This window comes from Pelagibius sp. (assembly GCF_028289705.1).
In the GTDB taxonomy this organism is placed as follows: Bacteria; Pseudomonadota; Alphaproteobacteria; order Kiloniellales; family Kiloniellaceae; genus Pelagibius.
In genome coordinates this window covers 23,403-42,887 of the sequence record NZ_JANQOI010000184.1, presented here as the reverse complement: position 1 = coordinate 42,887, position 19,485 = coordinate 23,403, and the positions used below count along the sequence as shown (strand labels likewise).

At 66.1% G+C, this 19,485-nt stretch carries 15 protein-coding genes; 11 read left to right on the top strand and 4 right to left on the bottom strand.

The features are described from left to right. The first annotated feature begins 22 nt into the window (after nucleotides 1-22). The 5 genes from Q0996_RS23730 (at nucleotide 23) to Q0996_RS23710 (ending at nucleotide 8,042) form a co-directional block, all read left to right on the top strand. Nucleotides 23-1,813, top strand: coding sequence for a M3 family oligoendopeptidase (locus Q0996_RS23730; protein ID WP_299626052.1), 1,791 nt, complete (start codon nucleotides 23-25; stop codon nucleotides 1,811-1,813). Nucleotides 1,814-1,909: 96 nt separating this feature from the next. After that, nucleotides 1,910-3,292: an AarF/ABC1/UbiB kinase family protein gene (locus Q0996_RS23725; RefSeq protein WP_299626049.1), complete on the top strand. Its 1,383-nt coding sequence runs from the start codon at nucleotides 1,910-1,912 to the stop codon at nucleotides 3,290-3,292. A 143-nt stretch (nucleotides 3,293-3,435) separates the two neighbouring features. Continuing rightward, entirely contained in the window at nucleotides 3,436-7,398 is a 3,963-nt protein-coding gene (locus tag Q0996_RS23720; protein ID WP_299626046.1) for a hypothetical protein, read from the top strand. Between the two features lie 118 nt (nucleotides 7,399-7,516). Beyond that, the gene (locus tag Q0996_RS23715) at nucleotides 7,517-7,744 is read left to right on the top strand and encodes a hypothetical protein (protein ID WP_299626043.1); all 228 of its coding nucleotides are present in this window, start codon (nucleotides 7,517-7,519) and stop codon (nucleotides 7,742-7,744) included. Then, nucleotides 7,719-8,042: a type II toxin-antitoxin system RelE/ParE family toxin gene (locus Q0996_RS23710; RefSeq protein WP_299626040.1), complete on the top strand. Its 324-nt coding sequence runs from the start codon at nucleotides 7,719-7,721 to the stop codon at nucleotides 8,040-8,042. The genes Q0996_RS23715 and Q0996_RS23710 overlap by 26 nt, the downstream gene beginning before the upstream one ends. Before the next feature lie 66 nt (nucleotides 8,043-8,108). Here Q0996_RS23710 and Q0996_RS23705 read toward each other — a convergent pair whose 3' ends face one another. Further along, the gene (locus Q0996_RS23705) at nucleotides 8,109-9,302 is read right to left on the bottom strand and encodes an alpha/beta fold hydrolase (RefSeq protein WP_299626038.1); all 1,194 of its coding nucleotides are present in this window, start codon (nucleotides 9,300-9,302) and stop codon (nucleotides 8,109-8,111) included. A gap of 319 nt (nucleotides 9,303-9,621) precedes the next feature. Then, on the bottom strand, nucleotides 9,622-11,397 hold the full coding sequence (locus Q0996_RS23700) for a radical SAM protein (protein ID WP_322096795.1): 1,776 nt from the start codon (nucleotides 11,395-11,397) through the stop codon (nucleotides 9,622-9,624). A 195-nt stretch (nucleotides 11,398-11,592) separates the two neighbouring features. Between Q0996_RS23700 and gltS the strand changes: the two genes are divergently transcribed. Then, nucleotides 11,593-12,801, top strand: a complete 1,209-nt coding sequence (gene gltS / locus Q0996_RS23695; RefSeq protein ID WP_299626036.1) for a sodium/glutamate symporter — start codon at nucleotides 11,593-11,595, stop codon at nucleotides 12,799-12,801. Between the two features lie 177 nt (nucleotides 12,802-12,978). Next, on the top strand, nucleotides 12,979-13,299 hold the full coding sequence (locus Q0996_RS23690) for a hypothetical protein (protein WP_299626034.1): 321 nt from the start codon (nucleotides 12,979-12,981) through the stop codon (nucleotides 13,297-13,299). Nucleotides 13,300-13,347: 48 nt separating this feature from the next. On the opposite strand, the gene Q0996_RS23685 is transcribed toward Q0996_RS23690, so the two are convergent. Then, a complete protein-coding gene (locus tag Q0996_RS23685; RefSeq protein ID WP_299626032.1) occupies nucleotides 13,348-13,962 on the bottom strand; it encodes a DNA polymerase III subunit epsilon in 615 nt (204 codons plus the stop codon). Then, nucleotides 13,962-14,867 carry a sulfotransferase gene (locus Q0996_RS23680; RefSeq protein ID WP_299626030.1) on the bottom strand — a complete coding sequence of 302 codons (906 nt, stop codon included), beginning with the start codon at nucleotides 14,865-14,867 and terminating at the stop codon, nucleotides 13,962-13,964. Before Q0996_RS23680 ends, Q0996_RS23685 begins: the two co-directional genes overlap by 1 nt. A 355-nt stretch (nucleotides 14,868-15,222) precedes the next feature. Between Q0996_RS23680 and Q0996_RS23675 the strand changes: the two genes are divergently transcribed. From Q0996_RS23675 to cobW, 4 genes are all read left to right on the top strand, one after another. Further along, nucleotides 15,223-16,482 (top strand): Re/Si-specific NAD(P)(+) transhydrogenase subunit alpha, encoded by a 1,260-nt coding sequence (locus Q0996_RS23675; RefSeq protein ID WP_299626028.1) that lies wholly within the window; start codon nucleotides 15,223-15,225, stop codon nucleotides 16,480-16,482. A gap of 5 nt (nucleotides 16,483-16,487) precedes the next feature. Continuing rightward, a complete protein-coding gene (locus tag Q0996_RS23670; protein ID WP_299626026.1) occupies nucleotides 16,488-16,898 on the top strand; it encodes an NAD(P) transhydrogenase subunit alpha in 411 nt (136 codons plus the stop codon). 15 nt (nucleotides 16,899-16,913) lie between these two features. Further along, nucleotides 16,914-18,311 (top strand): NAD(P)(+) transhydrogenase (Re/Si-specific) subunit beta, encoded by a 1,398-nt coding sequence (locus Q0996_RS23665; protein ID WP_299626024.1) that lies wholly within the window; start codon nucleotides 16,914-16,916, stop codon nucleotides 18,309-18,311. Between the two features lie 137 nt (nucleotides 18,312-18,448). Next, on the top strand, nucleotides 18,449-19,483 hold the full coding sequence (gene cobW / locus Q0996_RS23660) for a cobalamin biosynthesis protein CobW (RefSeq protein WP_299626022.1): 1,035 nt from the start codon (nucleotides 18,449-18,451) through the stop codon (nucleotides 19,481-19,483). Nucleotides 19,484-19,485 lie beyond the last annotated feature (2 nt).

Sequence of the window (19,485 nt, the reverse complement as noted above, 5' to 3'; positions counted from 1 at the left end):
AGTTGCTGTAAGAGGTGACGAATTGGACGCAAAACCCGTAGTCGACAAGGCCCTGGGCGAGCTTCCGGCCTGGGACCTGAGCGACCTCTATCCCGGCCAGGACTCGGACTGCCTGAAGCAGGATCTGGCGCGCAGCGACGAACGGGCCACGGCCTTTCGCAAGGACTATGCCGGCAAGCTGGCGGCGCTGAGCGGCGAAGAGCTGGGGGCGGCCATTGCGCGCTTCGAGGAGATCCAGGAGTCCCTCGGCCGCATCCTGAGTTACGCGCAGCTCGTCTACTCCGGGGACATGAGCGATCCGGAGGTGGCGCGCTTCTTTCAGAGCATGCAGGAACGCTCGACGGCGATTTCCAGCAACCTGCTGTTCTTTACCCTGGAGCTGAACCGGCTCGACGATGCGGCCTTGGACGCACAGTTGAAGGCACCGGCCCTTGCCCGCTATGAACCCTGGCTGCGCGACCTGCGCGCCATGCGGCCCCATCAGCTTTCCGACGAGATCGAACGCCTGCTGCACGAGAAGTACGTGGCGGGACGGGCGGCCTGGACACGGCTGTTCGACGAAACCATGGCGGCGCTGCGGTTCCCCTTTCGCGGCGAGACCCTGACCTCCGCCGAGGTGATCAACCGTCTGACCGACCGCGACCCCGCGGCCCGGCGCGAGGCGGCCAAGTCCCTGGGCCACGTGTTGGGCGACAACATCCGTATCTTCGCCCTGATCACCAACACGCTGATCAAGGACAAGGAAATCGAGGACGGCTGGCGCGACTTTCCCCGCCCGGTTTCCTCGCGCAACCTCGCCAACTTCGTCGAGGACGAGGTGGTCGATGCGCTGGTCGGCACGGTCCAGGATGCCTATCCCCAGCTCTCCCACCGCTACTATGCCCTGAAGGCCAAGTGGTTCGGCGTCGAAACCCTGCCCTATTGGGACCGCAACGCACCGCTGCCCGACGACGACGACCGGCTGATTCCCTGGCAGGACGCCCGCCAGCTCGTGCTCTCCGCCTATGCCGAGTTCTCGCCGGCGCTGGCGGCCATCGGCAAGCGCTTCTTCGACCAGTCCTGGATCGACGCGCCGGTGCGCCCCGGCAAGGCACCGGGCGCTTTCGCCCATCCCACGGTGCCCAGCGCCCATCCCTATCTGCTGCTGAACTATCAGGGGCGCACCCGCGACGTCATGACCTTGGCCCACGAACTGGGCCACGGCGTGCATCAGGTCCTGGCTGGGCCGCAGGGCCACCTGATGGCGGAGACGCCGCTGACCTTGGCGGAAACCGCCTCGGTCTTCGGCGAGATGCTGACCTTTCAGTCGATGCTGAAGGCGGAGAGCGATCCGCGGCGGCGCAAAATCATGCTGGCCTCCAAGGTGGAGGACATGCTCAACACGGTGGTCCGCCAGATCGCCATGCATGCCTTCGAGACCCGGGTCCATGACGAACGCCGCGGCGGCGAACTGCTGCCGGAGCGCCTGGGCGAGATCTGGCTGGAAACCCAGTCGGCGAGCCTCGGCCCGGCGATCGCCTTCGACGAGGACTACCGCCACTTCTGGGCCTACATCCCGCATTTCGTCCATGTCCCCTTCTATGTCTATGCCTATGCCTTCGGGGACTGTCTGGTGAACTCTCTCTATGCGGTCTATCAGGGGGCCGAGGCGGGCTTCGCCGAGAAGTACCTGGAGATGCTCGGTGCCGGCGGCAGCAAGCGGCACCGCGAGCTGCTGGCGCCCTTCGGGCTGGATGCCTCCGACCCTGCCTTCTGGGCGCGGGGCCTGTCGCTCATCGAGAGCTTCATCGACGAACTGGAAGCCATGGACTGAGGCGGCGCGTCCGGGGCCGTTCTTCGGAGGCCTGGAATCGCGCTGGTCGGACGGCTATCACTGGACATCCGCCACCCGCGGGCCCAAGTTCTACCCATGTCGGAGATTGACGGCGAAAACCAAGAGCTTAACGAATCTGAGTCGTCGCGCCTTTCCGGCCGGATGCGCCGCTACGCGCGGGTCGGCACCTCCGTGGGCGGGCTGGCGGCGCAGGTGGTGGGCGCGCGCTACCTGGGTCTCGACCTCGACCGGGGGCGCCATTCGGCGGAGCTGAAGGCGGCGCTGGGCGGGCTCAAGGGCCCGCTCATGAAGGCCGCGCAGATCCTCGCCACCATCCCCGATGCCCTGCCGCGCGAGTATGCCGAGGAGCTGCGCCAACTCCAGTCCAACGCCCCCTCCATGGGCTGGCCCTTCGTCAAGCGCCGCATGCGCAGCGAACTGGGCGCAGCCTGGCAGAAGAAGTTCAAGTCCTTCGAGCACGAGGCGGCGGCCGCCGCCTCTCTGGGCCAGGTGCACCGCGCGGTGGCCCCCGACGGGCGCGCGCTGGCCTGCAAGCTCCAATATCCGGACATGCTTTCGGCGGTGGAGGCCGACCTGCGCCAGCTCAAGATCCTCTTCGGCATCTACCGCCGTTACGACCGCGCCATCGACCCCTCGAACATCTACCACGAGCTTTCGGAGCGGCTGCGCGAGGAACTGGACTACGCCCGCGAAGGCCGCCACATGGAGCTCTACCAGCGCATGCTGGCGGCGGAGAAGGGCGTGCACGTGGCCGACCTCTTGCCGGAGCTCTCCACCCAGCGCCTGCTCACCATGACCTGGCTGGAGGGCAAGCCGCTGCTGGACTTCGTCAAGGGCTGCGACGACGTCGAGCAGCGCAACGCGGTGGCCATGAACATGTTCCGCGCCTGGTACGTGCCCTTCTACTACTACGGCATCATCCACGGCGATCCGCACCTGGGCAACTACACCATCCGCGAGGACGGCACGGTGAACCTGCTGGACTTCGGCTGTATCCGCGTCTTCCAGCCGAAGTTCGTCAAGGGCGTGATCGACCTCTACTTTGCGCTGGAGCGGGACGACCCCGACCTGGCAGTACACGCCTACCGCACCTGGGGCTTCCAGGATCTCAGCAAGGAGCTGCTGGCGGCCCTGAACCTCTGGGCGGCCTTCCTCTACGCGCCGCTGCTGGAGGACAAGCCGCAGAAGATCATGGGCGACAAGGAAAGCCTCTACGGCGCCAAGGTGGCCGGCGAGGTGCACCAGGAACTGCGCCGCCTCGGCGGCGTCCGGCCGCCACGGGAGTTCGTGCTGATGGACCGCGCCGCCGTCGGCCTTGGCTCGGTCTTCATGCACCTGGACGCCGAGATCAACTGGCACCAGATGTTCCACGACCTGATCAGCGGCTTCGACGTCGACGCGCTGGAGCAGCGCCAGACCGACGTCCTCCAGTCCCTGGACCTGCCACTGCCGGACTGACGGCCCAGCGGCCGATTTGCCCAAAACCCGGAGATCGCGTCTAATTGGGCTCGCCAGAGCCTCATTTGGACTCAGCAAAGGGAGGAGGCTGGTCTGCGGGGCGGTCACGCCGCGCCGGCCTCGCCAGGAAGGGGGAAGGCCGAATGTTCAGGTCACCAGCGGTGCTGGCCAGTGCTCTCATTCTGGCGGCGACAGCCGCAGAGGCGGACAACCACAACCAATCGGGCCCAACAGGAAGCACCTTCGCGGTAGAGGTGGTTGAGTTTTCCCTGGGGTCCCCCGGACCCATAAAGGGTGGCTTCGATCCCGCCAGCGCCCTGGGCCCGCCGGACTACGTCGACGACGACAGCGTCCCCACCTTCGTCACCCTGGGCTGCCGCGGCAGTATTGTCCTGCGCCTGGCCGGGGACGGCGTGGTGGACCGCGAGGGCCCCGATCTGCGGACTTACGAGATCGGCGCCACCTCGGCTCGGTCGTTCGAGGACCACAGCATTGAGATCTCGAGCGACCTGGAAACCTGGTATGCCGTCGGCGTCTCCCAAGGCGGGACGGCGGAGTTCGACATCGCCGAAGGTGCGCCGAGCGACCGGGCCTACCGCTACCTGCGCATCACCGATCTGGGCGAGCTCTGCAGCGGCGACTGGGCCGGCGCCGACATCGACGCGGTCGAGGTGCTGGGCAGTGGCACGGATGCCACCCCGGCAGGAGTCCCTGCGGATCGTGCTGCTTTCCAACCGGCGGACAGTTGGCTCGGCAAGTGGTCCGGTGTGTCGAGCTATAACCAAACCACCGACGTTTGGGAGTGGTACTTCGAGGTCGTTCGATCCTGCAACGACTACGGCATCCGATTCGGCAGGCGCGGCCCCGAATATGCCGAGATTCTGCGCATCAATGCCAGCGAGCTCGAGTTTCTCCTGCACGACGATTTTGAGACGCACCTGACGATGGTCCGGCAGCGCAAGGATGCCTACACCGGCACGGTCAGTCAGCCGAACAACAAACCGCTGTCGCTGGGCCGTGTTGACGGGCAGCGGATTGGAGAAGCCAACGCGGTGCCGGCGTCGGCCGCGCAGTGCGACGATGCCGAGGGGCCCGACCCCTACGCCGACGAGGTCATCGGCTGGGCCTTCGGCAGTCCGCGGTCCAGCGAGGGCCCCTCCAGGCCAAGCTTCGCCCTGGGAGCGCCCGACTACACCGGCAGCCACAGGGACCCCGGACTCATGACGCTGGGCTGCGGCGGGCAGCTCACCGTGATGTTCAGCGACAACGATCTGGTCGACGGCCCGGGCGCCGATCTGCGGATCTTCGAGCCGGGAGACAGGGAGGCCTACAGCGTCGAGGTCTCGGTCGACGGCGCCGAGTGGCAGAAGCTGGGGCGCGCGGAGGGCGGCAACAGCAGCTTCGATCTGTCGGCGATCGCCGCCGGAGACGAGATCTTTCGCTTCGTGCGCATCACCGACGCGAAGAGCTTCTGCGAAGGCGCGCGCCCGGGGGCCGATATCGACGCGGTGGAGGCGCTGAACAGCGCAGGCGATGCACCGCAGGAGGTGGCGGAGACCGACCCCGGCGTTGTCCTCAGCCTCGAGATGTCGCCCTTGGAGAACATTGCTGGGAGTGGTCAGGGCTTCACCAAGGAGCCGATGGACCTCGTGGTGACGGTGACGAACGAGACCGAGGCTCGGCTGTTCAATCCCAGGCTCAAGATCGAACTCTCCGGGGCGGCCGTGGCGGAGGCAAATGCGCTCAAGGCCGAGCCCGCCTTCCCGCGCAAGGACGAGGATGCCGCCTTCTTCGACATCGTCTGCGATCTGCGGTCTGTTTCCGCCCACTGCCCGCTCGGCTACGCCGACCGCAGCGAGGCTGGCAGGACCTACCTGGAGCCGGGCGAGGAACGCGCCATCGTGTTCGAGTTTACCCCGCAAAGGACCGGCCCGGTGACGGTGACGGCCCTCGCGGCCGCCACGCAGGGGGAGGGCGACAAGATCGAGGCGACGGACGCCCGCACGGCGGAGATCGTCGGGCCCATCCTGGGCCTGAGACTCGTCAGCACGACGCCGGAGCCCTACGGCTACAGCACCGACCCCAGGCTGCCGCTCCACGAAGGCGGCGAGATCACCCTGCGCTACGCGATCCGCAACAGCGCCGAAGGCGGCAGCGTCGAAGACCTGGAGCTCTCGTTCTTCACGCGGACGGGGGAAGTGGCCTCGGTCGCCTTGCCTTCGGGCGAAGCGGTGCCCTGTGGCCGGCCGAAGGTGACTGACCGGCGGATGGCGGACTGTGTGATTGGCGATCTGGGGCCCGGCGATACCGTCGAGGTCGACGCCACCTTTACATACGGGCGCCGCTTCATGGCGGAGGCTTCCATAAGTCACGATGGATCGCAGCTGGAGCATTTCTATGAGACCGGCGTCGACGTCGATCCCGTGCTCACCGCGGCTTTCTCGCCGCCGCCGGCCGCCGCCGTCGGCCCGGGCCAGGAGATTTCCGCCCGCTTCGAGGTCAAGAATCGCGGGCGCGACCGCATCGGCAGCGCCACACTCAAACTCGAGGCCCTAAATGCGGGCCATGAGGGCTTTGTCATCGACCGGATCGACGGCTGCAAGGCCGTGAATGCCCAGTCCGGCCTCACGATCTGCGAGCTGGGCGCTTTCTCCTCGGCGGAGCCGGCGACGGTCGCGGTCGTCCTCAGCCCGGTCCCCGAAGCGGCGGTGGGCGCAAGGCTGGGGCTGGCCTGGACACTGGAAGTACCGGGCCACAGCTTTCCCTATGCCTCGACGGCGAACGATCGCGGCTCCGAACGCTACCGTGTCGCGCCGCGTCTCGCGGACCTCTTCGTCGCCGAGTACATCCCGGCCTACGAAGCCGAACCCGGCATTCCTGAAGTGATGCAGATCGAAGTCGGCAACAAGGGAACCTGGCCGGCGGAGGATGCGGCACTGTCCCTGCGCGTCGACGTTTTCGACGAGAGCGGCAGCCGGTCCAGCGACAGCGCTCACCTCTTGCGGGCGGCCGCGCTGCTCTCCGATCCGGACGATCCGGCGGACATCCGCCAGGTTCCCTGCCGTGTGACGGCGAACGAGGCGACCTGCGACCTCGGCCGCCTCGCGCCGCGGAACCCGGCCTCGATCCTTTTCGAGTGGACCTCCGGCGCGGTGAACGCCGGCTCTTACGTTTACACCGCTGCCGTCAGCGAGGGGCTGGGTGAGCGGGGCGACGCGGCCCTGACCAAGGACAATCTGCTAAAGGGCGGAGCGGCGATCAAGGCGACCGGAAAGACGCTCGCCGACCTCCGCGTCTTCAACGCTCAAACGGTTCGCGACGCGCAGGCAGGTGCGCCGCAGTCCTTCGACCTCTGGGTCGAGAACGGCGGAACCATCGCCCAGGAGAACGTGGGCCTGAAGCTCGTCCTCGATGTGACCGCGCGACAGGCCATGGAAACGGGAGTCCGCTACCTGAAGGACGCCTATGCCATCGTTCCGAACCTGGATGACGGCGAGAAGCCCCTGCGCCGAGTGCCTTGCGTGGTGGTCGGCGAGACGGCGTCTTGCGCGCTGGGCCGCCTGGAGGCGCAGGACGCCGCCCAGGTCTTCTTCGAGTGGGACCCCGGTCCGGTCATGGCCGGCGCCTACCGCTATGAGGCTTTCATCAACGAAGGCGCCGGAGAAGCGGCGAACAAGACCCTGGAAGACAACAAGACGAGCGGCGGCGCGGCCATCGTTCCCGCCCGACCCGGCGCCACGGCCCGCGCCGTGATCGAATACCCCGACCACGGGGCCGACGTCAGGCGCGGTTCCGCGGCCTATGGCTCCTACGATGGCCTGGAGGCCGGGTCGGAGCTTTGGCTGTTCAGTTTCAGCCCGCTGCCGCGGTGGTATCACCTGCGGCCGATCAGACTGGGGGAGGGCGCCCGGGGGTCCTGGTCCGTTCAGGATCTCAGCTATGGGCGTCCCGGTCCGGCCGACATCGGCTACGTCTACCGCATCGGCGTCGTCCATGCCGATCCGGGCGCGGCGGCGAGCCTGCGGGAGAACGCCGCGCGGCTGAAGCGCCTGCCGGACGGCGCCACGATCCTGCACGAAGTCGAAGTGACGCGGATCGGCGAATAAGGCCGGAGGCGCGCCGACGTTGCCGACATTTGCTAGAGCGGTTTCCGTTTCCCCAGCGAGATAGTGAGGGTTTGAAACGGGGTTGGATTTGCTATGCTTACTGGAAGGAGATCTGCTTATGACGGAGACGACAACAGCCAGGCTCAAGAGTGCCGCCATCCCGGATGCGGAGTTTGACCGGCTGTCACTGGACGAGAAGCGGGCCTGGCTGAAATCCTACCTCGAGCAGGGCTCGAGCCAGATTGCATCCGGGCAGACCATCAGCCTGGAGTCGGAAGAAGAGATCACAGCGTTTTTTAGGTCCATCCGCGCGGAGGCTCATGAAGAAGCTGATCTTAACCCATAGGGTCAGGAACGAGCTCCGCGATATCTACCTCTACACGCTTGACACCTTCGGCTTGGCACAGGCTGATCTCTACCATCAGCAACTCGAACAGAGCTTCAAACTCCTGCGGCAATTTCCCGAACTCGGCCGGTCGCAAGATCGTCTCCGGCCGGGGCTCAGATTGTATGCATCCGGCCGGCATCAGATCCTCTACACTCAAATAGGGGAAACCATCCAGATCGAAGGTCTGCCACACGACAGCCGGGACCTCGACAGCTACATCGCAGGCGAAGAAGGCGGAGAGCAGGACAACGGCTAAGAGTTCGCGCCCTTGATCATGCGCTTCAGCCGATGTGTCGCCGGCGCCTTGCCCGGTTGAGCGCCTTCAGTCCAGCACGAACTGGCGTACCTCGCAGAGGAAGCGTGGCCACTCCGGTTCGTGTTCCAGGATGATGTGGTTGCGGCCCTCTAGGGCCACGAACTGGGCGTCGGGGATCATGGCGCCCAGGCGCCGGCCTTCCTCGAAGGGCTGGCGCGAGTCGCCGCGCCGGTGCAGCACCAGGGTCGGCACCCGCACCTGGGAAAGCAGTTCCGTCACGTCGATCTCGTCGATGGCAATGCGCAGTCTCGCGGCGTTCTCCGGCGAGGTGGTTTTCCGCTGCAGGTCGTTGAACCAGCCCATCTGCTCGGCGGTGGCGTCGGGCATGAGCTGCGAGGTGAAGATCTGGCGGAAGGCCGGGTTGTCCTGACCCCAGCCTTCGCGCACCAGCGTGGTGATGGCTTCTTCCCGCGCGACGTCGATCCGGCTGCCGCGGCTGCGGGCGCCTTGGGCGAAGCCGCCGTATAGGACCAGCCGGGAGACGCGCTCCGGGTGCCGCACGGCATAGGCGATGGACACCGGGCAGCCATGGGATTCGCCATAGAGGGCGAAGCGGTCGATGCCGGCGGCCTCCACCACCGCCTCCAAATCGGCGACGAAGGCGTCCAGCGAAAAGTCTGCCACCGCCCAGTCGGACAGCCCGTTGCCCCGTTCGTCGTAGCGGACGAAGAAGAAATCCCGCGTGAAGGCGCTCATCAGCGGGCGCCAGACCGGGCTCTCCCAATCGAACTCGAGGTGGCTCAGCCAGTTGGCGGCCTTTACCAGGGGCGGGCCCTTGCCGCTGGTGGCATAGGCGATGCTGACGCCGTCGGCGGCGCGGCAGAAACGGACCGTCTGATCGGGCAGGTCCGGGGCGGCCTCTTCGACGGCGGGTTCAGGCGCTCCGTCGTCTTCGACGGCAACCTCCGCGACGAAGCGAAAGCCAAGCCGCGGCATGGTGCGAATGACCCGCTGCGCCTCGCCGGAATCGTCCAGCGCGTGGCGCGCCGCGGAGATGCGGCTGCTGAGCGTCGCGTCGGAGACGATGCGGCCGCCCCAGACGGTCGCGATCAGGTCGTCCTTGGACACCACCCGCCCGCGGTTCTCGACCAGATAGACCAGGAGGTTGAAGACCTGGGGTTCGAGCGGAACCGGCGCGCCGCCGCGGCGCAGTTCGCACTGCTCGGGATGAAGCGAAAACTCCGCAAAGTGGTAAATCACAGGTGGTTCCTGACCGGCGCGGCGACAAATCCAGGGATTCTCCAGAGTAAATGAAGGTTCCCTCCAAGCGTCAAGAACCCGCGGGCGCTAGCGTACCCACGTCATGGATGTGGGGGCCAGAGAGCAGGGGGATTGGCGTGGTCAGCAGCAAGGAAATCCGCCGCCGCAAGGATGGGTCGATCGACACGACGCACTACATGGCGCTTGGCAGAACCTGCCGGGCCGTGGGCCACCGCGCGGTGTTTGCCTGGCTCGTCAGGCGGTGCCGGCCAGATCGAGAGTCCGGCCGAGGGTCACGTCCGGATCAGAGCGTTGCGGGCTAGGCGCGCATCTTCTCGCGGACTTTCTCGCGCAACTGCTTGTCGCGGCGGGACTTGGCGAGGGCCTCTTCGCCGCCGCGGGTGCCGGTGATCATCTCCAACTCCTCCAGCGTTTCGTCGCTGGAGGGTGTCAGCGCCAGATCGCGATAGGCCTGGCGGTCGGGGTCGCGCTTGACCTTAAGGTAATAGGGCCAGACCCGGGCCAGCAGCGCCAGCCAGCGGCACTGGTCGCGCAGCAGGCCGTAGATGTATTTCGGGTAGAACGACCAGGCCGGCTCGATGGGCAGGCCCGGGCGGCGGTCACGGCGTGCCTTGCGCCGGAAGAATCCGCCTTCCAGGGGATGCACCCCCTCGATCTGCACGCAGCCGGCAAACCACAGCATCAGCCAGAGGATGTTGATGGGCGAGCGCCCGTTGGCGGCGAAACGGCGCATGATGGTCTGCATGTGTTCGGGGCTGTAGTAGGCAGCCCAGGCATCGCGATAGGCCCGCTCCCAGTCCGCATCGCTCATGGTCGGGTGGTGGCTGACCCGGTGGTTCAGGTCGTACTTGTTCATGTCGGGGTCCATCCAGACCCCTTTTTCCAGCAGCCGCTTGTGATCCTCCGAGCCCGGCAGCGGCGTCAGGAAGAAGAACTCCAGCAGGTCGAGGGGCAGTTCCTTCTTGATGATCTCGATGTCCCGCATGATCGACTCGTAGCTGTCGCCCGGGAACCCGAGGATGTAGCCGGCATAGGTGATGGCCTTGTGGCGCTTCCAGGCCTGGATCATGTCGCGGTATTCGACGATGCGGTTCTGCGTCTTCTTGGCGGCGGCCAGGTTCTCGGGGTTGATGTTCTCCAGCCCGATGAACACGCGGTTGATGCCGGCGCGGGTGCACTTCTCGATGAAGTTGGGAATGCGGTGGCAGAGGGTGTCCACCTGGATCACGAACTTGATCCGCATCCCCTCGCCGTGGCGCAGCTCGATCAGCCGGTCGACGAAGCTCTCCCAGTCCTTGTTGCGGGCGAAGTTGTCGTCGGTGATGAAAAAGTGGTTGATGCCCTGGGCGTAGTTCTCGCGGATGATCTCTTCCAGATCGTCGGGCGTGCGGAAGCGGGACTTGCGGCCCTGGACGTTGATGATGGTGCAGAAGGAGCACTGGAAAGGGCATCCGCGGCCCAGGTCGAAGGAGGAGTGGGAGCCGGCGGTGCGCTTGATATGTTTGGCCGGCAGGATGGGGATCGGTTCGCCGGCGACGCTGGGCAGGGCCGCCATCCAGTTGTAGATCGGCTTCAGCGTGCCGGCCTGGGCATCGCGCAGCACCGCGTCGAGGCGGCGCTCCTCGGCCTCGCCGGCGAAAATCGTGATCCCGAGATCCCGGGCTTCCTGGATGTCGGCCGGCAGGTCCTTCAGCATGGAAATGCAGCCGGAGACGTGGAATCCGCCGATGGCCACTTGGAAACCCGCCTCGCGGAACGGGCGGGCGATGTCCATGGCGCGGGGAAACTGGTTGGATTGCACCCCCACCAGGGCGATCAGCGCCTTGCCCCGCACGGTCTTGAGGGCCTTGATGATCTTCGGCGGGTGAACCCGGGCGTTGGTTTCGTCGTAGGTGGAGAGCCGCAGCTCAACGTCTTCGCCCAGAACCCGGCGCTGCTTGCAGTCGATGGCCAGACCGTTGAGGGCGGCCAGGGTGTTGGAGGGGATGGCCGAGGTCATCCACTGGATCGGATAGCCCTCGTCGTCATAGTGGGTCGGCTTGATCATGACGAAGCTGAATACGTCGCGTGTCACGATTGCTCCCCAATTCCGCGCAGATCCGGCGCCCGAGACTCACGCGCCGCGTTCCTTTGTAACCGCTTATTCTGCGCCAATGCGCCCCTTGGGTCGACAGCGCAATTGTTAGAACGAATTGTTTAGGCGAACGCCTGCCGTTGTGGCAAGGCTTGACGCTGCGGGGCGGTGGCCACGATTCGCTGCAGGGGCGCAATGACAGACAACATCATACCCATCGTCGATTTCATCACCTACACCATCGGTATCGTCGTCTTTTTTATCGGCATGCAGTTGAACGAGCGGATTGCCGTTCTGCGCGCTTACAACATTCCCGAGCCGGTCACCGGTGGAATCCTCGCCGCCCTGGCGGGGCTGGCGGTGTTTCTGGTCACCGGGGCCGAGATCCAGTACGAGTTGGAAACCCGCGACCAGTTGCTGGTCTACTTCTTCACGGCAATCGGGCTGAATGCCAGGGTTTCCGACCTCCTGGCCGGCGGGCGGCCGCTGGCCATCCTGTTGGGGCTGACCCTCGCCTACATTGTGTTCCAGAACGTGATCGGGGTTTCGGCGGCGCTGGTGGTCGGCCAGCCCGCGGCCGTGGGGGTGCTCGCCGGCTCGGCCTCCCTGATCGGCGGCCACGGCACGGCCATCGCCTGGGCGCCGGAGATCGCGGCGGACCACGGCGTGCCAAATGCCCTGGAAATCGGCATCGCGGCGGCGACCCTCGGCCTGGTGCTCGCAAGCCTGCTCGGCGGCCCCGTCGCGAAGTATCTGATGGCGCGTCACGGTATCGCCGACAGCAAGGCCGACGGCCTGCTGGTCGGCATCTCCCACGAGAAGGAGGACACGGAGCAGATCAACCACATCAGCATCATGTCGGTGCTGCTGGTCCTGCACATCGCCATCATCATCGGCTATGTGATCAATCAATCGCTGGAGGAGGCGGGACTGAAGCTGCCGCTCTTCGTCTCCTGCCTGCTGGTCGCGATCCTGCTGTCCAACAGCGTGCCCTACCTGCTGCCGCGGATGCACTGGCCGGCACGCACCCGGGCGCTTGCCGTGGTTTCCGACTTTTCCCTCGGGCTGTTCATCGCCATGTCGCTGATGGGTATGCAGCTCTGGTCGATTGCCGATCTTGCCGGGCCCCTTTTGCTGATGCTGGGCCTGCAGGCGGTGGCCACCGTCGTCTTCATTCTCTTCGTGCTGTTTCCGCTGATGGGCCGCGACTACCTGGCCACCGTGCTGAGTGCCGGCTTTGCCGGTTTCTGCCTGGGTGCGACGCCCACGGCCATCGCCAATATGACGGCGGTCACCAAGTCGCACGGCCCGGCACCGACGGCCTTTATCATCCTGCCGCTCGTGGGCGCCTTTTTCGTCGACATCACCAACGCCTTCGTCATTCAATTCTTCCTAAATCTTTAACAGGCGATCCCGCGGCTCCAGCTCCCGCGCCTGTCGCCTCACGGCGGCTCTCGGTTTCAATTTGCGGTTTGTTTAATGCGGCCGCTATTGCGCCTTTGCCCTTATCGAAGCCTTAACCCCGGCAGGGTCCAATAGCCCCTCGCCAAGCTCTTGGACTGCTGTTCGATCCGAAGGCCCATGATTGCCGAGCGCTACCATCACAGCCCAGCGGAATTGCAGCGCTTTGCCGTGATCCTGAAGGGCGAGAACTTCCTCATGAACGACGCGCGGGGGGCGCCAGCTTGGATGGGGTTCTACATCGTGCGCACGGCCACCGCCGCGGACCAGCCGACAGCGGAGAAGTTGGCTCTCTTCGACTTGGAAGCCGAGATCCGCTCCTCTCCGAAAATGAAGGACGTCTTCTTCGAGGTCGGCTCTCTGGCGGTGGAGGAGGCCGGGCCGCTGGCCGACGAGATCGACGACTGCGACAGCGGCTTCATCTTCTACGCGATGGATTAAAGCGTTTCCGACTTACGTCGGGCCGGTGCCGTCAAAACGCGAAAGATTTTAAGGGTGCCTGCGTTGGTCTGGCGGCGGCTCTCCCGGCGCCGTCATCTTGAGCAGGGTCCTCAGCAGGTTCGCCGAGCCACGGGCATCCTCGATCGAGATATGGCTGTGCGGCACATGGCCGAGCCATTCCGGCGGAAAGGCCTCTGAGGTACAGCTCTCGAACCGCCGGCCGGTCCGCCCGGCGGCGAAGGCCTGGATGCACAGCCCGGGCGTATAGAACAGCCGCTCGCCGATCCAGGGACCCTTCAGCATGCGAATGCCCAGGAAGCGCCTGAGGTAGTAGTCGATCCAGGCCCCGTCGAACGCCAGGGGGTGGGCGGCGAAGACCGGCTGGCCGGGCAGGGTGCGCACCCAGGCGGCATAGCGCTGCATCACCTCTTCGGGCGGCTGCGGGTTGGTGGTGGCCGCAGTCCAGGCCTCGGGAAAGTTTCGAAACCACTGCCGGGTGATGGGGTCCTCGCCCGCTTCCGGCAGGGTCTCCAGGACGGCCTCGAAGGACTCGACCTCCTGTCCTTCCGCATCCAGCGCGACCGAGGCGAAGGCAAGCATGGAGTGTTCGCCGGGTGTCGGCCCGTTCACCTCGATATCGGTGACGACGTAGGTTGGTGTCATCACACCTCGTAGCCCGCTTCCGCCAGGGCGTCGCCGGCCACCCTGCAATAGGCCGCGTTGCAGGCTTCGTCGAAGTGGTTTTTCCAGTCGCCGGCGATGCCTTTGCGCAGGAAGCTGCCGGCATCGGCCTCGCCCGGCTGGCGCCCGCCGGAAAGCGCGGTAAAGGCGTTGTGGGCGACCAGGCCCGAAACCGTCTCCGCCCTCGCATCGCAACCCAGCCACTCGAAGAGCGCCGTCATCTCCCGCGCCGCGTCCTCCAGCATGGCCTCGTAGCGCACGGAGAAATGCCGGTCCGGGTCTTCGGTCTTGTCCTTGCGAAGCTTCGTGATCGTGCTGCGCCATGTCGCGGCATGGTTTTCGATGCGCCCCAGAAAGTCCGCCCGGTTCGCCGCCGCCAGGGGTTCGCGGTCGGGGTAGAGATGGAACCAGAGCGAGACGTAGCAATCGCGCCCATCGCGGATCGTCGAGATGATCCTGGCGTCCGGCAGGATGGCGCGCCAGGCGGTGAGGTCGCGTTTGTAGTCCGGGTCCTTGTCGCCGATCCAGCGCAGATCGGCGGCCTTGCCCGCCGCCTCCGCGCTCTGCTGGACGGCCGCGAGACGGTCCAGGAAGAAGTACTGCATCGCCGCCAGGAGCTGCGGCTGGCCGAGGGTCTGATAGACCGCCTGCTCCTTGTAGATCTTCCGGTTGGTCTTGGTGAGGGCGTCGTTGTATTCGCGGATCGCCGGCGCCAGCTGTGTCAGCAGCACGTTCAGCTTACTCTCGCCGCCACAGGCGATCTGCGGATGGCTGTTCAGCAGCCGCTGCAGCCAGGTGGTACCCGACTTGGTCACCCCCGTCACGATGAACAGGCCGACGGTTTCCAGGCGCGCCTGAAGGGTTGCGGCGCCCGTCATCAGTTGCATTGGCCGAATCTCCCGGTCGACCGCGTGGTGTGGCCCGTCCTGCATATCGGCCGCCGGGGGGCTTGTCCACCGGCTGGCCGTCAATTCGTGGCGGTCGTGCACTAGCCACCGCCGGGGTGACGGTTTCTCCGGGCTGCCCAATTGGCCCGAAGCAGCGCCGAGGCGCAGATTTCGGTTGAATCCCCGGCTCGCGCCGTTCAAAACACAAGGGTTCCCGGTCGAACGAAGAAGTGGGCTCGCCTTTTCGGGGGTTTTGCGTCTCCGGCGCCTGCCGGGCGATCGGGGCACTTAAGGATCGGTGCATAAGCCCATGCCGTGCGTCGCGTATGGGGCAGTGAAGGGGGGCATCCAACGCATGAAGATCGCCATTCCCAGGGAGCAGCGCCCGGACGAATCGCGGGTTGCCGCCTCGCCGGAGACCGTGAAGAAGCTGATCAACCTGGGCTTCGAGGTTTCGGTGGAAACAGGGGCAGGCGTGGGCGCGGCCATCACCGATGAGGCCTACAGCGCCGCCGGCGCCACCATCGCCCCGGACGCCACGGTCGCCTATGGCGAGGCCGATGTGGTCGCCCGGGTCCGCCGGCCACAGGCCGATGAGCTGAAGGGCATCAAGCCCGGCGCCCTGCTGGTCGCCATCGTCGATCCCTTCCGCGCCGGCGACGAACTGCAACCCATGCAAGAGGCGGGCGTCACCGCCTTCGCCATGGATCTCATCCCGCGCATCACCCGGGCCCAGTCCATGGACGTTCTGTCTTCCCAGTCCAACCTGGCCGGCTACAAGGCGGTTCTGGACGGAGCCGCCGTCTACGGCCGGGCCTTTCCCATGATGATGACGGCGGCGGGGACGGTGCCGCCGGCCAAGGTCCTGGTGATGGGCGCCGGTGTCGCCGGCCTGCAGGCCATTGCCACCGCCAAGCGGCTCGGCGCCGTGGTCTCGGCCACCGACGTGCGCCCGGCGGCCAAGGAACAGGTGGAGAGCCTGGGCGGGACCTTCGTTGCAGTGGAGGACGAGGAGTTCAAGCAGGCCGAGACCGCCGGCGGCTACGCCAAGGAGATGAGCCCCGAATACCAGAAGAAGCAGGCGGATCTGATCGCCGAGACCATCAAGAAGATGGACATGGTGATCACCACCGCGCTGATTCCCGGGCGCCCGGCCCCGAAGCTGGTCTCCGCCGAGATGGTCGAGTCCATGAAGCCCGGGTCGGTGATCGTCGATCTTGCGGTGGAGACAGGCGGCAACTGCGAGCTGTCGGAGGCCGGCAAGGTGGTCGAGCACAACGATGTGCAGATCGTCGGCCATCTCAACGTGCCGGGCCGTCTGGCCGCCGACGCCTCCGCCCTTTACGCCCGTAACATCTACAACTTCATCGAGCTTCTGGTCGACAAGGAGGCAAAGGCCCTGGCGCTCGACTGGGAAGACCAGATCGTCGCCGAGACCTGCATCATCCGCGACGGCCAGCTCGTCCATCCGGCCCTGGCCCCGAAGGCCGAGCCCGAGCCCGAGCCTGAAGCGGCGGCTGCGGAACCCGCGGCGGCCGAAACAGAAGCTGAGGCCGGTTCGGAGGAGTCCGCGGAGTCCGCGCCCGAAACCAGCGGCGACAAGCAGGGAGGCTGACGGTCATGGCAAACGAGACCTTCTCGGAGAGGGCGGCGGAGATCGCCAACGAGGCCCGCGAACTGGCCAACGAAGTCGCCTCCCTCGCGGTGGAGGCCGGCCGGCTTTCGGCCGAAAGCGCGGCGACCGGCGGCACCTCTTCCCTGGTGATCGGCCTTACGGTCTTCGTGCTCGCCGTTTTTGTCGGCTATCACGTGGTCTGGCGCGTCACGCCGGCACTGCATTCCCCCCTCATGGCGGTGACCAACGCCATTTCCTCGGTGATTATCGTCGGCGCCCTGATCGCCGCGGGACCGGCGGACTTCGGCTTCAGCGAGGTCATGGGCTTCCTCGCCGTCGTCCTGGCATCGGTCAACATCTTCGGCGGCTTCATCGTGACCCAGCGCATGCTGTCCATGTTCAAGAAGAAGAAATAAGGGGGCCGGACAACCATGAACGCTGATCTCGCCGCGCTGCTCTATCTCGTCGCATCGGTCTGCTTCGTCATGGCCCTGCGCGGGCTGTCACATCCGACGACCAGCCGCACCGGCAACCTCTACGGCATGGTCGGCATGACCATCGCCATCATCACCACCCTGGCGATGCCGGGGGTGGTGAGCTACGCGCTCATCATCGTCGGCATGCTGATCGGCGGCGCCATCGGCACCGTCATCGCCCTGCGCATTCAGATGACGGCGCTGCCGCAGCTCGTCGCCGCCTTTCACTCCCTGGTCGGCTTGGCGGCGGTTTTCGTCGCCGCCGCGGCCTTCTACAAGCCGCAGGCCTACGGCATCGGCGTGCCGGGCGACATCAGCATTGCCAGCCTGATCGAGATGTCGCTCGGCGTGGCCATCGGCGCCATCACCTTCACCGGCTCCGTGGTCGCCTTCGCCAAGCTGCAGGGTCTGGTCAGCGGCAAGCCGTTGGTTTTCCCACTGCAGCACCCGCTGAATGCCGCCCTCGGCATCCTGCTGGTGGTGCTGATCGTGGCGCTTTGCCTCGGCCAGTCGGGCCTGGTGTTCTGGCTGATCGTGTTGATCGCCCTGGTGCTCGGCTTCCTGCTCATCCTGCCCATCGGCGGCGCCGACATGCCGGTCGTGGTCTCCATGCTGAACTCCTATTCCGGCTGGGCGGCCTGCGGCATCGGCTTCACCCTGCAGAACAACCTGCTGATCATCACCGGCGCGCTGGTCGGCTCCTCGGGCGCCATCCTCAGCTACATCATGTGCAAGGGGATGAACCGCTCCATCATCAACGTCATTCTCGGCGGCTTCGGCGGCGAGACGGCGGGCCCGGCGGCGGGCGGCGACGAGGACCGCACCGTCAAGTCCGGCTCGGCGGACGATGCCGCCTTCCTGATGAAGAACGCCGGCAAGGTCATCATCGTGCCAGGCTACGGCATGGCCGTCGCCCAGGCCCAGCATGCCCTGCGCGAGATGGCGGACTTCCTGAAGAAGGAAGGTGTCGACGTGCGCTACGCCATCCATCCGGTGGCCGGACGCATGCCCGGGCATATGAACGTGCTGCTGGCCGAGGCCAACGTGCCCTACGACGAAGTCTTCGAGATGGACGAGATCAACCGGGATTTCAACGGCACCGACGTGGCCTTCGTCATCGGCGCCAATGACATCACCAACCCGGCCGCGAAGACTGACCCGGCCTCGCCGATTTACGGCATGCCGATCCTCGACGTGGAAAACTCCGGGACGGTGCTCTTCGTCAAGCGCTCCATGGCCAGCGGCTACGCCGGCGTCCAGAACGAGCTGTTCTTCCGCGACAACACCATGATGCTGTTCGACGACGCCAAGAAGATGTGCGAGCACATCGTCAAGGCCCTGGAAGCGAGCTAGACGCGGAAACCGCCGGGCAGTCCCGCTTCTGCGCCGATAGGCGTCGCAGCCGGGACAGCCCGGTCTGGCGCTCTGGTCCCTAATGGTCCCGGCCGGGTCCCTCGAGGGCCCATTCCTGCAAGGAATTCAGAGGGTTTATGGAAAACCGGAGCAAGATTCCCGCCACCGTCATCACCGGCTTTCTGGGCGCCGGCAAGACCAGCGCCATCCGCCATCTGCTGGAAAACGCCAGGGGCCGGCGCATCGCCTTGGTGATCAACGAGTTCGGCGACCTCGGCGTCGACGGCGAGATCCTGAAGGGCTGTGGCATCGAGGACTGCGGCGAGGACGATGTGGTGGAGTTGGCCAACGGCTGCATCTGCTGCACCGTGGCCGACGACTTCCTGCCCACCATCCAGGCGCTGCTGGACCGCGCCGATCCGCCCGACCACATCGTCATCGAGACTTCGGGCCTGGCCTTGCCCAAGCCGCTGGTGAAGGCCTTTGCCTGGCCGGAGGTACGCACCCGGACCACAGTCGATGGGGTGATCACCGTGATCGACGGTCCGGCGGTGGCCGAGGGGCTTTTCGCCGGCGATCCCGAGGCGGTGGCCGCCCAGCGCGCGGCCGACGAGTCCCTGGATCATGAGACGCCGCTGGAGGAACTCTTCGAGGAGCAGCTTGCCTGCGCCGACATGGTGGTGATCAACAAGACCGACCTGCTGGACGACGCGCGTCTGGGTGAGGTCGAGTCACAGGTCGCCCGCCATCTGCGCCCGGCGGTCAAGGCCGTGCGCGCCAGCCATGGCGCCATCGACGTCTCGGTGCTGCTGGGCCTTGCGGCGGCGGCGGAGGACGATCTGGACTCCCGCCCCTCCCACATCGACCTGGCCGGCGAGCACGACCACGACGATTTCACCACCTTCTCGGTCGAACTGGCCGAGACCGCTGCGCCGGAAGCGCTCCTGGAGCGCCTTTTGCCCGTCATCGCCGAGCATGGCATCTTGCGCGTGAAGGGCTTCGCCGCCGTCACCGGCAAGGCCATGCGCCTGGTGATCCAGGGGGTCGGCGGGCGCCTGCAGCACTACTACGACCGCGACTGGCGCCCGGACGAGACCCGCGCCACCCGCCTCGTCATCATCGGCGAGACCGGCCTGGACGAGGCTGCGATCCGGGCCGCCCTCGCCGGCTAAAG